At 33.0% G+C, this 20,330-nt stretch carries 19 protein-coding genes; 3 read left to right on the plus strand and 16 right to left on the minus strand.

The genetic code is table 11. The annotated features are described in order from the left end of the window. Positions 1-7: 7 nt before the first annotated feature. From DU428_RS12810 to DU428_RS12835, 6 genes are all read right to left on the minus strand, one after another. Complete coding sequence (locus DU428_RS12810) at positions 8-1,177, minus strand: acyl-CoA dehydrogenase family protein (protein WP_113966703.1); 1,170 nt, start codon at positions 1,175-1,177, stop codon at positions 8-10. Positions 1,178-1,203: 26 nt separating this feature from the next. Next, the gene (locus DU428_RS12815; RefSeq protein ID WP_113966702.1) at positions 1,204-2,103 is read right to left on the minus strand and encodes a ComEA family DNA-binding protein; all 900 of its coding nucleotides are present in this window, start codon (positions 2,101-2,103) and stop codon (positions 1,204-1,206) included. A gap of 9 nt (positions 2,104-2,112) precedes the next feature. Beyond that, positions 2,113-4,182 carry an alanine/glycine:cation symporter family protein gene (locus DU428_RS12820; protein WP_113966701.1) on the minus strand — a complete coding sequence of 690 codons (2,070 nt, stop codon included), beginning with the start codon at positions 4,180-4,182 and terminating at the stop codon, positions 2,113-2,115. A gap of 93 nt (positions 4,183-4,275) precedes the next feature. Next, a complete protein-coding gene (locus DU428_RS12825; protein ID WP_072353005.1) occupies positions 4,276-5,301 on the minus strand; it encodes a potassium channel family protein in 1,026 nt (341 codons plus the stop codon). Between the two features lie 4 nt (positions 5,302-5,305). Further along, a complete protein-coding gene (locus DU428_RS12830; protein WP_072353004.1) occupies positions 5,306-5,533 on the minus strand; it encodes a PspC domain-containing protein in 228 nt (75 codons plus the stop codon). 73 nt (positions 5,534-5,606) lie between these two features. Then, on the minus strand, positions 5,607-6,881 hold the full coding sequence (locus tag DU428_RS12835; RefSeq protein ID WP_072353003.1) for a DUF2851 family protein: 1,275 nt from the start codon (positions 6,879-6,881) through the stop codon (positions 5,607-5,609). A gap of 160 nt (positions 6,882-7,041) precedes the next feature. On the opposite strand from DU428_RS12835, the gene DU428_RS12840 reads away from it, so the two are divergent. Beyond that, positions 7,042-7,761 carry a 3-ketoacyl-ACP reductase gene (locus DU428_RS12840; RefSeq protein WP_113966700.1) on the plus strand — a complete coding sequence of 240 codons (720 nt, stop codon included), beginning with the start codon at positions 7,042-7,044 and terminating at the stop codon, positions 7,759-7,761. Positions 7,762-7,840: 79 nt separating this feature from the next. Here the strand turns inward: DU428_RS12840 and DU428_RS12845 are convergent, their stop codons facing one another. Together DU428_RS12845 and DU428_RS12850 are read right to left on the minus strand one after the other, a co-directional pair. Beyond that, positions 7,841-8,821, minus strand: a complete 981-nt coding sequence (locus tag DU428_RS12845; protein WP_072353001.1) for a PLP-dependent cysteine synthase family protein — start codon at positions 8,819-8,821, stop codon at positions 7,841-7,843. A gap of 155 nt (positions 8,822-8,976) precedes the next feature. Continuing rightward, positions 8,977-10,212: an ABC transporter permease gene (locus DU428_RS12850; protein ID WP_113966699.1), complete on the minus strand. Its 1,236-nt coding sequence runs from the start codon at positions 10,210-10,212 to the stop codon at positions 8,977-8,979. A gap of 8 nt (positions 10,213-10,220) precedes the next feature. On the opposite strand from DU428_RS12850, the gene DU428_RS12855 reads away from it, so the two are divergent. Further along, entirely contained in the window at positions 10,221-11,468 is a 1,248-nt protein-coding gene (locus tag DU428_RS12855; protein WP_072352999.1) for an exo-beta-N-acetylmuramidase NamZ family protein, read from the plus strand. A 52-nt stretch (positions 11,469-11,520) separates the two neighbouring features. Here DU428_RS12855 and DU428_RS12860 read toward each other — a convergent pair whose 3' ends face one another. The 4 genes from DU428_RS12860 to DU428_RS12875 all read right to left on the minus strand — a co-directional run bounded on the left by DU428_RS12860 (position 11,521) and on the right by DU428_RS12875 (position 14,706). Further along, positions 11,521-12,216, minus strand: coding sequence for a hypothetical protein (locus tag DU428_RS12860; RefSeq protein ID WP_072352998.1), 696 nt, complete (start codon positions 12,214-12,216; stop codon positions 11,521-11,523). Between the two features lie 251 nt (positions 12,217-12,467). Further along, positions 12,468-13,286: a glycerophosphodiester phosphodiesterase family protein gene (locus tag DU428_RS12865; protein ID WP_113966698.1), complete on the minus strand. Its 819-nt coding sequence runs from the start codon at positions 13,284-13,286 to the stop codon at positions 12,468-12,470. Between the two features lie 11 nt (positions 13,287-13,297). Next, positions 13,298-14,143, minus strand: coding sequence for a sterol desaturase family protein (locus DU428_RS12870; RefSeq protein WP_113966697.1), 846 nt, complete (start codon positions 14,141-14,143; stop codon positions 13,298-13,300). Positions 14,144-14,211: 68 nt separating this feature from the next. Next, positions 14,212-14,706, minus strand: a complete 495-nt coding sequence (locus DU428_RS12875) for a YkgJ family cysteine cluster protein (protein WP_072353027.1) — start codon at positions 14,704-14,706, stop codon at positions 14,212-14,214. Positions 14,707-14,810: 104 nt separating this feature from the next. On the opposite strand from DU428_RS12875, the gene DU428_RS12880 reads away from it, so the two are divergent. Beyond that, on the plus strand, positions 14,811-15,539 hold the full coding sequence (locus DU428_RS12880) for a class I SAM-dependent methyltransferase (protein WP_072352995.1): 729 nt from the start codon (positions 14,811-14,813) through the stop codon (positions 15,537-15,539). On the opposite strand, the gene DU428_RS12885 is transcribed toward DU428_RS12880, so the two are convergent. The 4 genes from DU428_RS12885 to DU428_RS12900 all read right to left on the minus strand — a co-directional run bounded on the left by DU428_RS12885 (position 15,502) and on the right by DU428_RS12900 (position 20,309). After that, positions 15,502-16,221, minus strand: coding sequence for a hypothetical protein (locus DU428_RS12885; protein ID WP_113966696.1), 720 nt, complete (start codon positions 16,219-16,221; stop codon positions 15,502-15,504). The genes DU428_RS12880 and DU428_RS12885 overlap by 38 nt on opposite strands. A gap of 3 nt (positions 16,222-16,224) precedes the next feature. Continuing rightward, positions 16,225-16,755 (minus strand): DUF2059 domain-containing protein, encoded by a 531-nt coding sequence (locus DU428_RS12890; RefSeq protein WP_072352993.1) that lies wholly within the window; start codon positions 16,753-16,755, stop codon positions 16,225-16,227. 32 nt (positions 16,756-16,787) lie between these two features. Next, positions 16,788-18,410, minus strand: a complete 1,623-nt coding sequence (locus tag DU428_RS12895; RefSeq protein WP_113966695.1) for an amidohydrolase — start codon at positions 18,408-18,410, stop codon at positions 16,788-16,790. Between the two features lie 171 nt (positions 18,411-18,581). Then, positions 18,582-20,309, minus strand: a complete 1,728-nt coding sequence (locus DU428_RS12900) for a TonB-dependent receptor (protein WP_113966694.1) — start codon at positions 20,307-20,309, stop codon at positions 18,582-18,584. Positions 20,310-20,330 lie beyond the last annotated feature (21 nt).

Raw genomic sequence — 20,330 nt, forward strand, 5'->3', positions numbered from 1 at the left:
GTTAGAACTATTTTGCTGCAGGCTTATATTCTTTCTTATCTATTACCATTTTTGCTAATATCTCACGAAGAATTTCTGAAGTACCTCCACCAATTGGCCCTAGTCTGCTATCACGCAAAAGTCGTGCCATTGGATATTCTTCCATATAACCGTAACCTCCTAAAAACTGTACACATTGGTAAGCAACCTCATCTGCCATTTTTGTAGATTTAAGCTTAGAAATAGTTGCTTCTTTTACAACATATTCTCCTTTATCTAGTCTTCTTGCTATAGTATAGTTATACTCTTTACACATTTCCATATCTGCATATAAATCTACAAAGCTGTGACGTAAAGCTTGGAATTTATCAATAGTTTGTCCAAAAGCAGTACGCTCACTCATGTATTGTCTTGTATACTCTAAAGCATACTCTGCTCTTGCGTGTGCATTAATACCCATGATTAAACGCTCTAATGCAAAATGCTGCATGATATAAGGGAAACCTTTTCCTTCTTCACCCATTAGGTTGCTTGCAGGAATAGTTACATTATCAAAAGCAATCTCTGCAGTATCACTAGCTCTCCATCCTAATTTATCCAATTTGGTAGCCGAAATGCCTGGAGTATCTCTATCCATAATAAAAATACTAACCCCTTTATTACCAAGCTCTGGATTTGTTTTTGCAGCAACCACTAAATAATCGCTATACACCCCATTAGTGATAAAAGTTTTAGATCCATTAATTACGTAAGTATCTCCTTTTTTCACAGCAGTAGTTCGCATACCTGCTACATCCGATCCTCCAAAAGGCTCTGTAATACAAAGACATCCTATCTTATCTCCAGCGATACTAGGTGCAAGATATTTTTCTTTAATTTCGTGAGATCCTTCTTTATTAACGTGCGTCATTGCAAGGTAAGTATGCGCCCAAATATTTGCTGCAAAACCACCTGAATTAACTTTCTGTAATTCTTCTAATAAAATAACGGTATAGAATAAGTCTAAGTTTAACCCTCCATACTCTTCTGGATAAGCTAAGCCAAAGAATCCCATGTCACCAAATTTCTTCCAAATAAAACGCTCTACCGTTCCTGTCTTCTCCCATTTATCTATATGTAGAACCACTTCTTTTTGTAAGAAGTCTTGTAAGCTTTTTCTAAATAATTGATGCTCTTCTGTAAAGTACCTATTGTTCATATCTTTTTTTTCGAATTTGATTTAATCTAATTAAGAGTCAAATATAATTTAATTATATCAATTTTTTGAATTGGAAAGTCCTTTACTTTTGTTAATTCCTCAAGAGACTGAAACCCCTCCCTCAAAGTTCTGTATTCAATTATTTGATGAGCAACCTCATAATCTATATAAGGAATTAAAACCAACTCATCTCTGCTTGCTGTATTCAGACCAATGGTTTTTACTTGTTTTGGGGATTTTACCGTGAACTCTTTTAAAATATTATCAATGACTTCTGGTTTTAATCCGTAAACTTCTTGAAGCTCTACATCCGCAATAAATCCTTGATGTTTATTCCTATATTTTATAATCCTATCGGAAAAGGTTTCTCCAATTCCATGTACTTTTTGAAGCTGTAAAGCGGTTGCTTTATTTAAATCTATTTTCTGCTGAAAGGTTTTTGGAGAAGTTGATGAAGGTGTCGATTTAAAACTACTTGGGGTTTTGGGTTTCGGGTTAGTAACCCATTCTGGAAACTTAAAAAAAGGAGATATTATATTTAAAAGAGAATCTGAAACCTGCGTTACTTGCTGAAACTCTTTAGTGGAATTGATCCATTTATCCTGACTTCTATATTTAAGAAGTCTATCGATTTCTGCTGTAGACATTCCTAAAGTATAACCTTTATAATCTGTTATAAAGTTAGGATTAAAAGGGTAGATTTTTGGCTTTCGTTTTTCTGCTTCCACAAAACGCAATGAATCCATTTCTTTTCGGAATAAATCTAATTGTTGTGGATTGCTTATATCTTCTGCAGAAGCTTTATTTAGTAGCTTCGGTAAAACAAAAAAACTAAAGCACTGTAAAGCGACAATAATAAATAACAACAAAAAAATCCCATTCCGTTGTTTTCTTGTAAACGTGAAATGGGATTTAATATTTTTCATTTTGGTTGGTTATTTATTTTCCAACTTCCTAAATAGTTGGTTGGCTTTTAATTTCTTTATATAATCGGCGAGATCTCCTTTTACTTCTCCAGACATTATATATAGTCCAATAATGTTAGGGAAAGACATCGCTAATATCATCATATCTGAAAAGTCAAGTACCGCACCTAAACTTACAGATGCACCTATCACTACAAATACTAAAAATAACATTTTATAAATTAACTCCACTTTTTTGCTTTTCCCAAAAAGGTATGTCCATGCTCTCATTCCGTAATAAGACCATGAAATCATTGTTGAGAATGCAAATAAGAATACTGCAAAAGCTAATAAATATGGGAACCAAGAAATCTGAGACCCAAAAGCATCAGATGTTAATTGAGCTCCAGCTAAACCTTCTACCTCATGCATACCTGTAAAGATTAATACTAAAGCGGTAAGCGTACAAACCACAACCGTATCAATAAAAGGTTCTAGTAAAGCTACAAAACCTTCAGAAGGTGGATGATTTGTTTTTGCTGTACTATGCGCGATTGCCGCAGAACCAACCCCTGCTTCATTAGAGAATGCTGCACGTTGGAAACCTACAACTAAAACACCTATAACCCCACCTTTTAATGCAGAAGGATTGAAAGCTCCTTCTACAATAGCAGAAAATGCAGGTCCGATATTTTGGATATTCATAATGATAACTGCTAATGCAGCTACTATATAAAAAGTTGCCATAACAGGAACAATTCTTCCAGTTACCTTCGCAATACTATTGATTCCTCCAATAATTACAACACCTACTAAAATAGCTGTAATAATTCCGAAATAAAAACCATTTCCTTCTAACATTGGGAATTGCCCAGCTAACTGCTCAAAAGATTGATTCGCTTGGAACATGTTTCCACCTCCAAAAGAAGCACCTACAGCAAGCACCGCAAACATAGCTGCAAGTACTTTACCTAGACCTTTCATATTTCTTTTTTCTAATCCGTAACGTAAATAGTTCATCGGACCACCAAATACACGACCATCTGGTAATATATCTCTGTATTTAACCCCTAGAGTACACTCTACAAATTTTGTAGACATACCTAATAAACCACAAGCAATCATCCAGAAAGTAGCTCCCGCCCCACCTAATGAAACTGCTACCGCTACACCTGCAATATTTCCTAAACCTACGGTTCCTGAAACTGCAGTTGCCAAAGCCTGAAAGTGTGTTACCTGCCCTGGAGCATCTGGATCATCATATTTACCACGTGCTAAATCGATAGCATGTTTGAATCCGCGAATATTAATAAAGCCCATTCTTATAGTAAAGAATAAAGCCCCTAGGACTAACCAAATTACAATAAATGAAATTGGTTTTGTTAAAGGATCACCGTTAGGGTGTGTTAATGCAATAGGCTCATCATATTTTACTTCGGCAAAATAATGTGCTCCCTGCTCGATTACATGCTCAGCATTATCTGAGTTATAAATGGTCTTCCCTTCAAGTGTTAAGTGTTTTAAGGTTCCTTTTGCTAAGGATTTTACTTGAATTTCTTTACCTGATTTATCTTGAATAATAGCAACAGGCTCATCTTTAGCAACCTTTGCACCATCTCCTTTCAACCAAGTTTTTAAAGTGTATTTGTTTTCTAAATCATTACTCCAATTAGGAATCCCTATTTGTTTTACATCTGCATAAACAACCGGATCATAAACTCCTATTGCCGCGAAAGGGTCCCAAAATAAAACGGAACCTAAAGCACCAACTGCTGGTGTCATGGTTCCATTAAAAACTTCTGTAATTGCTTCTGTTTTAACTGTAAACTCTGCTGTTTTACTTGCTCCTGTAGCATCGGTTACAACAACCGTATAAGGCACACCTTCCGTAAGGTTCATTGCCCTTTGTGAGTTTAAGGGAGTACTTTGATTATTCCATCGATAAGTAAATGGTTCAACTCCACCTTTTACTTTAATTTCTATAACTCCATCATTAATTGTCTTAGATGGGTTATACGTTTCTCCTACAATTTCAAAACTTTGTGAAAAGGTTAATATGGGTAGAATTACAGCAAAGATGACAAGAAGATATCTCTTCATAAATTTATTGTTAGTTAGTTAAAATATTGGTTTAAGTCAGCAATATCCTAAAAAAAAATGATTTTTTAAAGATTCTGTTGTTAAATTAGGAATTTAATGAATGTCGTATTCTGAATTTAATTTTTGAATTTGTTCTGGTTTTCCAAGAACAATAATTTTAGCATTTGCTTCTAGTTTCTGCTCTGCTTCCGGATTGACAAAATACTCTCCTTTACTGTCCTTATAACCAATAACATTACAGCCTGTTTTCTTTCGCAAGTCTAATTCTTTTATGGTTTTTAAACCTGCTTTCGGGTTATAAAGTTTCTCTACAGCGATTTCTTCAATATTAATTTTTGTGTTTCCCACTATTCCCAAATTATCTATAAACTCGATTAAACCTGGAACAACAACTAAAGACGCCATGTGGTCTCCACCAATTCTGTCTGGAAGAATCACATTATTAGCTCCTGCTAACTTTAGTTTTTTACAGGAAGACTCTATAGAAGCACGACTAATTATCTGCATTTTTTCATTAATCTGTCTTGCAGAAAGAACTACAAACAGGTTGTCTGCATCATTCGGTAGTGCAGAAATCAAGGTGTCTGCCCTTTCAATTCCTGCTTTTAACAATACCTCATCCTCATTTGCATTTCCATAAACAAAAGGAATCTTATCACTTTCGTGCTCTTCTATTATCTCCTTATCTTTTTCAATAACAACAAAAGGCTTTTTGTAAGCAAATAGTTTGTTTGCTGCCTCTCTTCCATTTTTTCCATAACCACAAATAATGATATGATTATGCAGTGCATCGATCTTTTTTTGCATCTTCTGTTTTTTAAAATTCTCTAAACTATTTTTACTTAAAATATATTCGGTTATAATAGACAAAGCATAACCAACCGTAATGATACTTGTTAGGATTAAGAATATAGTAAATATTTTATCTATTGGGTCTAACGGTTGCACCTCACTAAAACCTACCGTGGTAATAGTAATTACCGTCATATATAATGCATCAATCCATGTGAAGCCTGAAAGAAATCTAAATCCTATCATACCAATTAGAAGGATGATAAGCAACAAAGCGAAAGCTGTGTATATTTTCGTTCTAAAAAAGTATATTAATGGATTTTTCATACTATTATAAGTCGAAAACCGAAGAGCGTTTTGTATACAAACTATCTTTTATTTTTATCCAAAAGGCAAGAAATAAATACAAGGCAAATCCAAAACCTAGAGTTACAAAAGTGAGGTATATAAACGAAGTACGAACCAGCTTTGCCCGCATACCAAACCTATCTGCAATACGCTGGCATACATAATAGCCGTGTTTTTGAAAATATAGAAGTATTTTGTAGAAAAATTTCATGATTGCAATTTAATGTTTAGTTCCCTAGTTTAAAAGATAATATGTTGAATTTTTCAAATGGACTCGCTTTTGCTTATTTGCCTTTTAACAAACTGTTACCAATGGCACATTGCAAACATCTACTTTTATCACAATATTCGTTTTTTAATTGAATAAGTGCTTGGCTTTGCATAGCGGAAGTTGAAATAGGTTTTAAATCTTGAAATTTAGAAACAATACTATTCTTTTCTGAAGCTACTTGCTGCATAATACTAACAATCGCCTCGTCTATAAGCTTTCCTTTTTGTTTAGCAAAACTAAACTGAATAGGCACTATGGTGTTAATTATAAGTAAATCTACAAAAGACTTAGTAATTTTCTTTTTTGAAGCTTTAGAAACCTTACCAAAACTAAAATGATTTTCCCAATAAGCGGAAGTACTAACCTGAAACAAATCATACACCTCTTCTTTCCTCTTAACATTTATAACTTTGGAAAATAAATTCACCTGCTCGTGATATAAACTTGCGAGTTGTGATAAACGAATGGTTGGAAAATTAGGAGGTCGCAATCTAAAAAACTGCAAAGGGCTTACTGAGTTACTAGATAAATGAAACTTCTGTTTTAAAAACCGATACTCCTTTTGAAGTACTATATAATAAGGGTCTTGAATATCCTCATTCAGCAAATCTGCCTGACCATAAAACAAGGCTTCCAAACTAGGACTCTTGCTTTGTGTTTTTTGTATTACAGAAAAATCAAAAGAATTTGCTAGACTTAGAAAGGCTGCTCCATTTACTTTTAGTCCGAAGTTTTTAGCCAACATTTTAAACAACACAGCTTCCCAATTATTTTTAGAAGCGCTTAGCATGCTTTGAATATCTTGATATTTTCTTTCTAAGCGTTCAAAGTACAAGGGCTCTAACCAGTTTTGAAACTCAAAATCTGAAACACTAGCAAAATCATTCTCACAATTTATCCAACGTTGTTTTTTACTAAAAAGCTTTTGATAGCTCTCTAATGCAGTCGTATGAACATATTGTTTTAAAACAAGAGTTGGTATCACCGAGTTATCTTTTCTATACACTTCTGTGTCGTGCTCCCAAACCACATGTAAAATTACATTATCGTAATTCTTATCTTTTTCATGGTTATGCAGAAACCAATCACTAGATTTTATATGAATTTCTACATTACCTGCCCAAAGTTGCTCGCCAATCTTAATTTTCGCATTGAAAAAATCAGGACCCGCATGCAAGTTATGCGTACCAACCTGCAAAATAGAAACCGCTTCATTTGCTGTAGTTTGTAAATTAGCAAACGAAAACTTTTTATGTTTCCAGATATAATGTAAAAAATCCTCTTGCATACAACTAATTTACACATTGCTAGTTGATTTTCAAAAAAGCAAAAAACACTTTATAAGTGAAGTATGTTGTTAAATATTCCTTATAACTTCGTTTATAAAATTAGACATATCTATTTTTGCATTATAAAAGAATGAATAATTATACAAGAGAATAAATACAATGGAAAATCTTAAAAACAAAAAAGCAATAATTACTGGAGGCGGAAGAGGTCTTGGTAAAGCTACAGCTTTAGCCTTTGCAAAAGAAGGAATTGACGTAGCGATTACAGGTAGAAATGAAGCTATATTAAAGGAAACTGTTTCTGAAATAAAAGCTTTAGGTGCAGATGCTACCTACGCTGTTTTTGATGTTGGCAACTACGATGAAGTAAAAGTTGGTATTAAAAACCTTATAGATTCTTTTGGTACTGTAGACATTTTAGTAAACAATGCTGGAATTTCTGCTTTTGGAACTTTAAACGATATGGATGTAAAAGTGTGGAGCCAAATAATACAGACAAACCTAATGGGAATGTACTATGTAACAAAAGAGGTTTTACCACACCTAATCGAGAAGAACGAAGGTGATATTATAAACATTTCTTCAACAGCTGGTCTTAACGGAAATGCAACTACTTCTGCTTATTCTGCTTCAAAATTTGCTGTAATAGGAATGTCTGAATCCTTAATGAAAGAAGTTCGTAAGAACAACATTCGCGTTTGTACTTTAACTCCAAGTACTATTGTTTCTGATATGTCTATAGGACTTGGAATTGCTAATAAAGATTCTGAAGATAGTGTATTGCAACCAGAAGATTTTGCAGAATTAATTGTTTCAGGATTAAAATTACCTAGAAGAGCCATGTTAAAAAGTGCTGCTTTATGGTCTACAAATCCGTAATCAAGAAATTATCACAAAAAGAAAAAGCCTCCTGAAATTTCAAGAGGCTTTTTTGATACCATGGATTTAAAGTTAAAAACTATTCGATATAACCCATTTTTTTCATCCAGTCGTTGTTGTACATTTTTCCAACATATCTACTTCCGTGATCATGGAAAAGCACCACAACAACATCGTCTTCTTTGAATTCGTCTTTAAGTTGTAATAAACCTTTGATTGCAGCACCTGCACTGTTTCCTAAAAACATCCCTTCTTCTTTGGCTAGTTTTTGCGTATAAACAGCTGCATCTTTATCGGTAACCTTAGTGAAACCATCAATAATATCGAAGTCTACATTTTTAGGTAAAATATCTTCACCAATGCCTTCTGTAACGTATGGATAAATTTCGTTTTCATCAAAAATCCCTGTTTCGTGGTATTTCTTAAAAACCGAACCATATGTATCAATTCCCCAAACTTTTACATTAGGATTTTGTTCTTTTAAGTATTTACCAACTCCAGAAATAGTTCCTCCTGTTCCTACTCCAACAACAAAATGTGTTACTTTACCATCTGTTTGTTTCCAAATTTCAGGACCTGTGCTCTCATAATGTGCTTTTGCATTACTCGGATTGTCATATTGATTTACATACCAAGAATTTGGAATTTCTTCTCCTAAACGCTTAGAAACCGAATAATAAGAACGAGGATCTGTTGGCTCTACATCTGTAGGACAAACTATAACCTCTGCTCCGTGGGCTCTTAATACATCTGTTTTTTCTTTAGACTGCTTATCGCTAATCACAAAAATACATTTGTAACCTTTTACGATTGCTGCAAGCGCCAAGCCCATTCCTGTATTTCCTGAAGTACCTTCAATAATAGTTCCTCCTGGTTTTAATCTTCCGTCTGCTTCAGCATCTTCAATCATTTTTAAGGCCATTCTATCTTTTGTAGAGTTTCCTGGATTGAAGGTTTCGTATTTTGCTAAAACCAAACAAGGCAATTCTGCCGTTAATTTATTTAGTTTTACTAATGGTGTATTTCCAATAGTTTCTAGTATGTTTTTTGCGTATTCCATATATGCTCGCTACTGCGAAAATCTTTTTAAATTTTATCTAAAAATTGAAGTGCAAAGGTAAGTTTTTGCTTTTAAAACACGAAAACATTTTGAAACGAGTTGTTTCTTAGAAATATAGCTATTTAGAATAAATAGAAATTCTTAGAAAGAACACACTATTCAAAGCGAATAGCCTTCACTGGAGAAATTTTTGTGATAATATAAGAAGGAATCAAAAGCATCAATAAACAAAGAATGAATGTACCAATGTTTAATGCAACTATATAACCTATATTAATATAAACCGGAACTTCACTCACATGATATACACTAGGATCTAAAGGAAAAAGCTTGCCATATTTTTGGGCTAACAAAAGAGATATTCCTATAAGATTCCCCCAGAACAAGCCAATTAATATTATATAACTAGCGTTGTATAAAAACATTTTTCTGATACTCCAATTGCTACTTCCTAGAGCTTTAAAAATCCCAATCATTTTAGTTCGTTCTAATATTAAAACCAACAAAGCAGTAATCATATTAATTCCTGCAACAAGAATCATAATACCTATAATTCCATAGGTGTTTTTATCAAAAATACTAATCCATTCAAAAATAGAAGCATGTTTCTGTTCAACCGTATAGGTATTAAGTAAGGAGGATGTGTTCTGAAAAACCTCTTTAAATTTTTCATTTAACTGATTATAGTCTTCCAATAAAACTTCAAAACTCCCAACCTGATTAGCTTCCCATTTATTAAGTCTTTGTATATGTCGAATATCACCTATCACATAGGTTTCATCAAATTCTTTTAAACCCGAATTGTATATTCCAACTATATGATAACGGATCGGTGTTGGTAACGCGTTAGGATCTTCTTTTCTAAAAAATGTAGTAAAGCTATCGCCTAAATCAAACTGCATACGTTTTGCTAAATCTTGGGAAACTAAAACGTCTTGATTTCTTTCTTTTGTATAATCTGGAAGGCGACCTTCTATTAAAAACTCTTCAAAGTAATCCCAGTTATAATCTGCTCCTACTCCCTTTACAATAATTGCTTCAAAATCTGTTTCGGTTCTTATAATTCCGAACTTAGAAGCTACTGCTTGTACGTTTTTTATACCTTCAACACTGGTGAAAGTTGGATAGAAATCTTGTTGGGTTGAAATAGGCCTACCGCTTTCTTGTGAATTATTACTATCAAAATTCGATATAATAATATGTCCGTTAAAAGCCGAAACCTTATCTCTAATTTTCTGCTGCAATCCGATTCCGGTTGCAACCGCTATCATCATTACAATGATACCAATAGCTATTGCTGCGATTCCAATTTTTATAATTGGTGCCGAAACACTACTTTTATACGCTTTACTATCAATAATGCGTTTAGCTATAAAAAACTCAAAATTCAAATCAGGTTATGCTATTAAATATTTTCAAAAATACAGTTTTATTATTTGTTTTAGTATTTATTTCTTGTGCTTCTAAAACAAAAGAAAAAATATCTGACAGCACTGAAATTATAGAACATGTTCAACTTACAGAACAAATTCCCAACGAAGCTATACTTGTTGGAGCAAACCAAACAGAGGCATATCTTCCTTTATTAAAAGGAAAACGTGTTGGTGTAGTAGCAAACCAAACTAGTGTAATTTTCAAGGAAGGAGACTATACGCATCTTGTAGATTCTTTAGTTTCCTTAAAAGTAGATTTGAAAAAAGTTTTTGCTCCTGAGCATGGTTTTAGAGGAACTGCAGATGCTGGAGAAGTTGTTAAAGACGGGATAGACACAAAAACCGGTTTGCCAATAGTTTCACTTTATGGAAAAAACAAAAAACCTACAGCTGCACAACTTCAAGATATAGACCTTATTATTTTTGATATTCAAGATGTTGGAGCTCGTTTCTACACTTATATTTCTTCTTTGCATTATGTAATGGAAGCTTGTGCGGAAGCAAAAATTCCTGTTTTAATTTTTGATAGACCAAATCCTAATGGCCATTATATTGACGGACCTATTTTAGAAAAAGAACATACTAGTTTTGTTGGTATGCACCCTATTCCTGTTGTTCACGGAATGACAATTGGAGAATATGCAAAAATGATTAATGGTGAAAAATGGCTAAAAAACGGAATAAGATGTGACATCACCGTTATTGCCATGAAAAATTACAGCCATGATGCTAAGTATGATTTACCTATAAAACCTTCTCCAAATTTACCAAATGCCAAATCTATAAACCTATACCCAAGTTTATGTTTTTTTGAAGGAACAAACGTAAGTGCAGGTAGAGGAACTGATAAGCAATTTCAAGTTTTTGGAAGTCCGTTTTTAAATACCGAAATATTTCCTTTCACCTATCAATTTATGCCAGAACCAAATGAAGGCGCAAAACACCCAAAGCATCAGGATAGAATATGCCATGGTATGGATTTAAGTAATAGCGCTTATTTAAGCGAAATAAATTTAAGCTATGTAATTAATGCCTATAAAGCTACAGGAGATAAAAAATCCTTCTTTAATAATTTCTTTACGAAGTTGGCTGGTACACAAAAACTTCAAAAACAAATTGAATCAGGACTTAGTGCAGAGGAAATAAAAAAAACTTGGGTTAGTGGCTTAGCCGAATACGATGCTATGAGACAAACATACTTATTATATAAATAAAAAAACCTCTAGAGATTCTCTAAAGGTTTTAATTGATTTACTTTCAAATAAGTTAATCGTAGGGTTTACCGTTTGGTCGTAAATTATTTGCTCTATAGTCTTCTCGAGACTGAACAGCATATCGTCTGCTGCTAGCGTCTGTAAGATTATAAGATTTTAATTTTCCTCTTGCATGCTTTTTTCTTTCGAGATTATTATCAGCAATTATATTAGTTCTTTCTTCTATAATTATATCGTTTTCAATTAGTGAAGATACTAGATCCTGCATATCTGAATCGGTACCATTTATAGCTAAAGAACTTGCTACTAGATCAGAATTAACTTGAAGAGGCTGTACACTTTCCGACCTAACTTCCGCAATACCATCATTAATAGGTAAAACTCTAGATAGTCTAAAAATTATAGTTTTTTGATATTGGTATACATCATCACTACTTAAAATCTGATAAGCTGCAATGGTATAATCCCCTATAGGAACAGACTCTAATGGTATATACGACATCCCTTTTGAAACCTGCGTATTAAAAACTTTAGAACCTTTCTCACTAATAAACTCCACTTTAAACAAGTCGAAATCACTATTTAGTTGAAGTGTATCTCCTACAGTATTTAAATCATGCTTTAAACTTTTGGCATCAGAATTCATGTTTTTTGCTATAGTAGAATATACAGTGCTTTGAGCAAATGAAGAACTAAAAGTCAACAAGGCTACTGATAAACATAAAACAAGGTTTCTATACTTTTTCATTTTTAAAATAATTAATCGATTAACGTTTTTAGCTATTAATTCAATCAATTCTTAGGGTTCGAAATTTAATTTACGATAAAGTTAATCGTTACAAAAACACTTGAAAGAAAATTCGTTGAATTTCAAATTTAACAGACAAAACAACTACTTGCCTGAAAGAAAAGGACTTACAACTACGTAGAAAATAAAATTGTAAGTCTAAAAAACAAGCTTGTAGGTTTTAGATTTTAGTTGAAGAAATATAGATTTGTTTACTTTTTCTGAAGCACCTCCAATAATACATCTGGAAAATCTGTAATTATTCCATTTACGTTACAGTGAATCATTTCACGCATTTCATCTGCAATATTCACCGTCCAAGGAATTACTTTAAATCCCTGTTTTTGAAATTTTCGGGTTGTTTCTTTGTCTAGCAGCTTATAATACGGACCAATTATTTCTGGTTTAAAACTTAATTTATTGAGTTTTTTAGAGATTTTTTCGTCGGTATTTATCAAAATAGCCATTCTAGTTTTTGGCTCTTGTATTTTGATTTCTTCTAAAACTCGTATATCGAAAGACTGTAAATTACATCTATGTAATACCGAATGTTTTTTTAAAGTTTGTAAAACTAGCTCAACAAAAACCTTAGGACCTGGAGTATAGATTCCATCGAATTTTCGTTTTGCCTTGATTTCTATATTATACTTAATGTTTTTATTTACAGCATCACAAGCTTCAATAACCTCATCTAATGATGGTTTATATGCTTTGAGTTTTTTTTGCTTCGGAAACTTTTTATGAATCTTAGTACCACAATCAAAGGCCTTAATTTCTTCATAAGTCATTTCATATAAGTTGTACTTCTTATCGTCTTCTTTAGGAATTTCATTCCCGTTAGGGTCTAGGCAAATTTTCCTACTCATAAAAGGCTCATGAGTTACAATTACTTTGTGATCTTTAGATATGGCTATATCTAATTCTAAAGTATCTACACCAATTTCAATTGCTTTTAAAAAACCAGGAATGGTATTCTCTGGCATTAGTCCGCGGCAACCTCTATGGCCTTGTACGTCTATTTTTTCACTCATACAAAGAAGTATTAATCTTTACCCTCTATTGGTTTTACTGTAGGTGCTTTATATTTTTGAAAAGGCTGTTTTAGTAAATTTCCTATACTACTATTTTCTGCTTCATCCGGAAAAACATCTACACCATAAACTAGTTTCTTTCTATCAAATTCCATGTAAGTTCCTAAAAGTCTATCCCATACAGAAAAAATATTTCCGTAGTTGGAATCTGTATAAGGCAAAACATAATGATGATGTACTTTATGCATATCTGGTGATACTAAAAAGTAACTCATTGCTTTATCAAGTTTCTTTGGTAATTTAATATTTGCATGAGTAAACTGGGTTGCTACAAGTGACAAAGACTGATACAACATTACTAGAGCAATTGGAGCTCCTACAATAAAAACACCTACTAAGGTAAAAGCGAAACGTATGACACTCTCTAAAGGGTGATGCCTGTTTGCTGTTGTAGTATCTACTTTATGATCTGTATGGTGCACAATATGAATCATCCATAAAGGTTTTACTTTGTGCTCTACATAATGCGCTAGGTAAGCACCGAAAAAGTCTAATAATAAAACTCCTAAAAGCGCATATAACCATAAGGGCATTTCTGGCAACCAATTTATAATTCCGAAGTCATTTGCCGTTACCCAATCTGCACTGCTAAGCAATAAAAAGGCGAGAGCAAAGTTTACAATAACCGTTGTAAGCGTAAAAAACAAATTAGGAATTGCGTGTTTCCATTTTTTATATTTAAAATTATAAAGAGGCAACAAACCTTCTAGCAACCAAAATAAGGTAATTCCACCAACCAAAATAAGGCTTCGGTGTAAGGTAGGAATTGTTTCAAAATAGTTTATCAGGCTTTCCATTGTTGCTTAATTTTTATAAAAAAGGGTTGAAACTCTAATCAGTTAAGGTATTATATTTTTTTAAAGAATTAAAACTTTATTTTTCGTTTCATTTCTTCCACAATATTATAAGCTGCAGGGCAAATTGCTACATTTTTCATGGTAAGATTAGAGATTTGCTGAAACTTTTTCCTGTCGGTATGCGGAAATTCTCTACAAGCTTTTGGTCGTACTTCATAAATAGAACAATAATTATCTGCCCCTAAAAAAGTGCATGGTACCGACTGCAAAACGTAGTCGTTCTCTTCATCTATTCGTAAATAATTATCTATAAATTGCTGTGGCTTTTGCCTAAAGTATTTCGAAATTCTTTCTATATCTTTTGTAGTAAACAAAGGCCCTGTAGTTTTACAACAATTCGCACAGGTTAAACAATCTGTTTGCTGAAATTCCTCTTCATGCAAGTCCTGCATGATATAATCTAGGTTTTTGGGTGTCTTCTTTTTTAGCTTAGTAAAAAAGGTTTTGTTTTCCTTATGCTTATCTTTGGCAAGCTTTGGGAGTTGCTTTAGAAATTCTTCCATAAAACAAAAATAGTATTTTTGAAACACTTTGACTATGCTAGTTGCTACAATAAGCATAATTTTGAAACCAGACTGCAGAACAAAAATCTAGCAATAAAAATAATATGAAGAAAGATATATTCGGAAAGGCGCTATTAGATTTCTATAACGGAGATGCTACAGAAGACATAATTACCTCTACAAGTATTTCAGAAGAAGATGTTTTACCACTCTCCTATCTATTTAGAAGTTATTCCGAAATGCCAAAGATAGAACAAGAAGCCTTAAAGCTTTCCAAAGGAAAAGTTTTAGATGTTGGTTGCGGCTCTGGTAGTCATAGCTTATACCTACAAGAAAAGGGCTTTGAAGTAAAAGCGATTGATGTTTCTGAAGGAGCTGTGGAAGTTTCTAAAAAAAGAGGTGTTATGAATGTTGAAAAATTAGCACTTTTAGATGAAAAAGAAACCTTTGATACTATTTTAATTTTAATGAATGGTACTGGTGTTTTCCAAAAACTTAAAGATGTCCCGATGTACTTAAATCATTTAAAAGCTTTGTTGCATGAAAACGGACAAATTTTAATTGACTCAAGTGATATTAAATATATGTTTGAAGATGAAGATGGAGGCTTTTGGCAAGACCTAAATGCTGGCTACTTTGGTGAAGTAGATTATTATTTAAGCTACAAAGAAGAGAAAGAAGAACCTATGAAATGGTTATATCTAGATTTTAGCACTTTAAATATTGCTTGTGCTTCGGTAGGGCTACACTGTGAAATAGTTTATGAAGGTGAATATTTTGATTATTTAGCAAAAATTAGTCTTGCACCTTCCAAACCAGAATCGATAACTTAAAATCTGCATCCTTTAATTTAGATTTATAACTATTATAACGCTGTATATTAAACTCTTTTTTATAGTAATTTACAACTTTAGCATCTAAAGAACTCCCTAGACCTTTAAGGGTTTCTATATGCTTTATAGTTTCTGCGCCTTTTTCGTACTGAATGACATATAATCCATAATCATCATCAAAAGCATACTTTTTAGATCTACTAAAATTAGCTTGAAAGAAGGCCGAATTTAATTCTGAAACATTTTTTAAAATGGATGTTTCATCATGAGTTTCTAACAAGTTTTTTACAATTCTAACTTTCTGTAACTCTTCTGCTCCTCTCTTATCTTGTAAAGAAATAGAAGGATTACAAGCAGGAATAGAAAGTTTTCCATCTTCGGCTTCTGAAATATAAAAAAGCCATGTAGAATTAATGGTTGGATTAGGAACCGGACAGGTTTTGGAGGTTGAAAGCCAAACAATATTAGAAGTTAGCTTCTGATTAAAATTCTCAAGAATTTCTACTCGTAATTTCTTTGCTCTTGAAGAGTTTTTATGCGTTTCTAATACCTCAACAACCTTCGCTGTAAATACATTTTCAAAACCTTTTACTCTACTCAAAGTAGTTCCATAACTACAAGTGCAAGCATATGTACTTACTGTAAAAAGAAAAGCAAAGAATGTAAGTACAGCAGCTTTCATATATTATAAGTTGTATCCTTTTTCGCTTAATTTTTCAACTATACTTCGGTAAAAATCTCTGCTCCACATTTCAGAAATTTTACTCATAGCTTCGTTCATGGAGTCTTGTGAACCTGTGATTTTCTGCCCTGTTTCACTTCTATAAAAGACTGTTAAAGCTTCTTTATCCTCTTCCGTAAGATTACCTTCTTCTTTAAACATATTCTTTCCTGCCTTTGTAGCGTATAGGGCATTCATGTTTTTTACATCCTGATGAGTAAAATGTCCGCGATAAGCAGATACTACCATTTGACTTAGCTCTTCTAAAGATGCTTTTTTATGGCCTTTTAACTCATCCCATACAGATTCTGGAACGTTTTGTGAAGCATATTGCTGCTCTAACATTGCAAACATTTGATCTACTACATTTTCGTAATAGCCAATAGTACCGTTACTATTAATACATTTTTTCACCTCTTCACTATAAGCATCTACTTGTGAAAAACTTGCAAATGAAATTAATAATGCTAGAACTAGGGTATATAATTTTTTCATATTTAGCTGGATTTTACGTTTTATGGGAGCAATTATTGTGCCACGCCATCTATATAGGTTTGTTGTACTTTAATATTTGGTATGTCTTGAAGCGGAACTTCCATTATATCTTTATCTAAAATAATAAAATCGGCAAACTTCCCTGCTTCAATACTCCCTTTTTCCTCTTCTTCAAAATTTGCGTAAGCCGCCCAAATAGTCATACCTTTTAGCGCATCCTCTCGAGTTAATGCATTTTCTATTTCAAAACCTCCATCAGGAAACCCTTCTGTATCTTGTCTAGAAACTGCTGCGTAAAATGTTAAAAACGGACTAACCTGTTCTATCGGAAAATCTGTTCCTAAGGCAATTTTCCCACTTTGATTTAATAAAGTCTTATAAGCATAAGCCCCTTTAATTCTATCGCTTCCTAATCGTTCTTCTGCCCAATACATATCGCTAGTAGCATGTGTTGGTTGTACCGAAGCTATAATATTTTCATCATCAAAATAATCAAAATCATTATCGGTAATAATTTGCGCATGCTCTACCCTCCATCTTTTCTTATGTTGCCCTTCTAAAGCGTTTTTATAGGTTTTTAAAACAAAACTAACAGCTGAATCCCCAATAGCATGTGTATTCATTTGATATGCTGATTTAGCAATTCTACTTGCTAAATCCCTGTATGCTTCATGTCCGATAATCATTGCGCCATAGTGATTATGCTTATCGGAATATGGTTCTTTTAACGCTGCACCATGAGAACCAAGCGCACCATCTGAAAAGACTTTTACCGATTGTACGTTTAACTTTTCGGTTTTAATTTTTCCTTTAGGCAAATAGTAGTCTAGATTTTCATCTGTATTGCTAATCATAGCATACATTCTCATATTTATTTTTTTCGCTTGTTGCAAACTATCTATCAACTCAATAACATCTCTATCTAAGCCTGCATCAGAAACAGTTGTTAAACCAAGGTTTGTGCAAATTTTTTGGGCGTCTAACAAAGCTCTTATTTGTTCTTTTCTGCTTGGTTTCGGGTATACTTCTCTAACCAAACGCATAGGATTATCGACTAAAACACCTGTAAGTTCTCCGTTTTCTAATAAAATTGCTCCACCTTCAACTTTAGTGTTTTTAGTGATTTTTGCTAAATCTAATGCTGCTTGATTGCACAACATAGCATGACCATCTATTCTTGTTAAAGCAACTGGTATGTCTGGAAATAACGCGTCTAATAAAGCTTTATTGGGATATTCTTTAACTTCCCAATCATTTTGATCCCAACCGCGACCAATAATAAAAGACATGTTTCTTTCTTCCTGAAAATCAACTACTCGTTTAACAACATCTTCTAAACTAGTTGTACCTAATAAATCTACTCGTTGCTCTTGTAAACCTAATCCGTAAAAATGACAATGCACATCTATAAATCCAGGTACAATTGTTTGTCCTTTTGCATCTATAGTAGCAGCGGCAGTATAGGTATTTTGAATATGTTCTGCTTTTCCTACAGCAAGAAACTTCCCGTCTTTAATAGCAAATGCTTCGGCTGTATCAAAAGAAGAGTTTACGGTATACACCTTGGCATTTGTTATAATAGTGTCTACTTGTTGTTTCGTTTCCTTACATGAAAACAAAATAGATAGAAGTGCAAAGGATATTATTTTTTTCATTTAGCTTGTTCTTTAATCTTTTTGATATTGAATCTAGAAGTAAATATAGATGTTTTGAATTTATAATGTACTTTCAAAAGAAAACTCCTTCACTTATTTTAAGAGAAGGAGTTTTGATTATTATAAAGAAACCTCGATAAAACTTCCGTTTACACGGAAAAAAGCATGTTATTAAAAATCGAATTTATAGGTTGCCCCTGCTAGCATTTGGAATCCTTGCACCGGATAATTTTGCCAACGTTTATATTCTTGGTTTGCAATATTATTTACTCTAGCAAAAACCGAAAATCTTTCGTTTAAATGATATCCAGCGTGAACATTCGCATCAAAATAACTATCTAATTTTACAGTGCTTACTATTGGACTAATCACACTTGGTTTTACTAACTGATCTTTACGCTCTCCTACAAAAAACAGATTAGCTCCTGCAAACCATTGTTTGGTGAATTGGTAATCTAAAAACAGATTTGCTTTAAAATCCGGTAAGTTCCAAGCTTCTGCCTCCACATCTACATCATAAGCAAAATATTCTGCTTTTACTCCTAAGCTGAAATTTCTGTTTAAGTCGGCGTTTATTTCTCCTGAAATGCTGAAAGTGGTAACATCATCATAAGCAATTCCAAAAGAATTAGCATGCATATATTTTTCACCTGCAGTATTAATTGGGTTACTTATATACATAGCTTTATTAGTTTCAGACATATATTTCCCAGTAATATTATAATTTACTCCGTTTGCAATCATTCCTTTTAAACCTGCAAAAAGATTGTATTCTTGATCTGTAGGAGTGATAAATAAGGTTGGAGATACAAAAGCGTTTTCTTGAGAAAAATCAAAATATGAATTCTGAATTATCCCTCCTTTTAGTCCGGCATAAGCAATTAAAATTTCGTCTACCATTCGGTAAGAAGCCGTTATATTTGGATGCATATAAAATTTACTTTCGCCATATTCTGTGTCGTTTAAGTAAGTAAATGACAGTCCTAAATCTAGGGTTAAATCATCGCGCACTAATTGGTAAGTTGGGGAAAGTCCTATTTGGAAGTTTCCGTATTTTAATGCTTCTTCTGCATAATAATTTCTATCAAACTTTCCTCCTAGGTAATCTATTTTAAGTGCCATATTGAAATCTAAATCTTGTATAGAGAAATCTCCATTTGACTTTAAAACCAATCTGTTTTCGTTTGAATTATTATTATCTCCAAACATTCTATATAAAACACTTGCTTCGTTGATATACGAATCTGTAAAAGCAACATCTCCACCAAGATTTACTCCATAAAAAGTATGATCTACATCCCCTATAGCATCTGCAGTTTCCTGATCATAAATAGGCTGTGGTAATCCATACCAATTATAAGTTTGATGTAATAAGCCTAGGTTTACATTCCATGCTAAATATCTTTCTTTTATAGCGTAGTTTGCATGTAGTTTTGTGATAGAAAAATTATCATCTAAAAGTAGATTACTAACACCTCCTTGCGATGAATGGTGACTTAAATATCCCCCTACACTTTCGGTTCTACTAATAGCATGATTTAAATAAACTTCTCCTAAAATAGTTGTGTACATTCCTGCAGCTAGAGTTGCATAATTATCAAATAATTTAGCAGGTTTTTCTTTATCTACTACCGCCGCTTTTCCTTTTGCTGGAGTAAAAGTAGAAGCTACCGGAAAGGAAAAAATATTGTATTTTATTTCTTTTTTCGTGGTAGTAGTTTCATCATCTAACGAAGGAACCTCCTTTACTTTAAAAGCATCAGAAACTGTAGGCGTATATGGTTTTACAACCTGAATAACATCTGGGTTTAATGTGTCCTTGCCTCTTTCTTGAGAGAAACCTAAAACGCTTGTTAGCATTAAGAATAATACTAGAACTTTATTATTTTGCTTTCGCATATTTCTGTTATTTATATTTTT

The organism is Oceanihabitans sediminis, assembly GCF_003337215.1.
Taxonomy (GTDB): Bacteria; Bacteroidota; Bacteroidia; order Flavobacteriales; family Flavobacteriaceae; genus Oceanihabitans; species Oceanihabitans sediminis.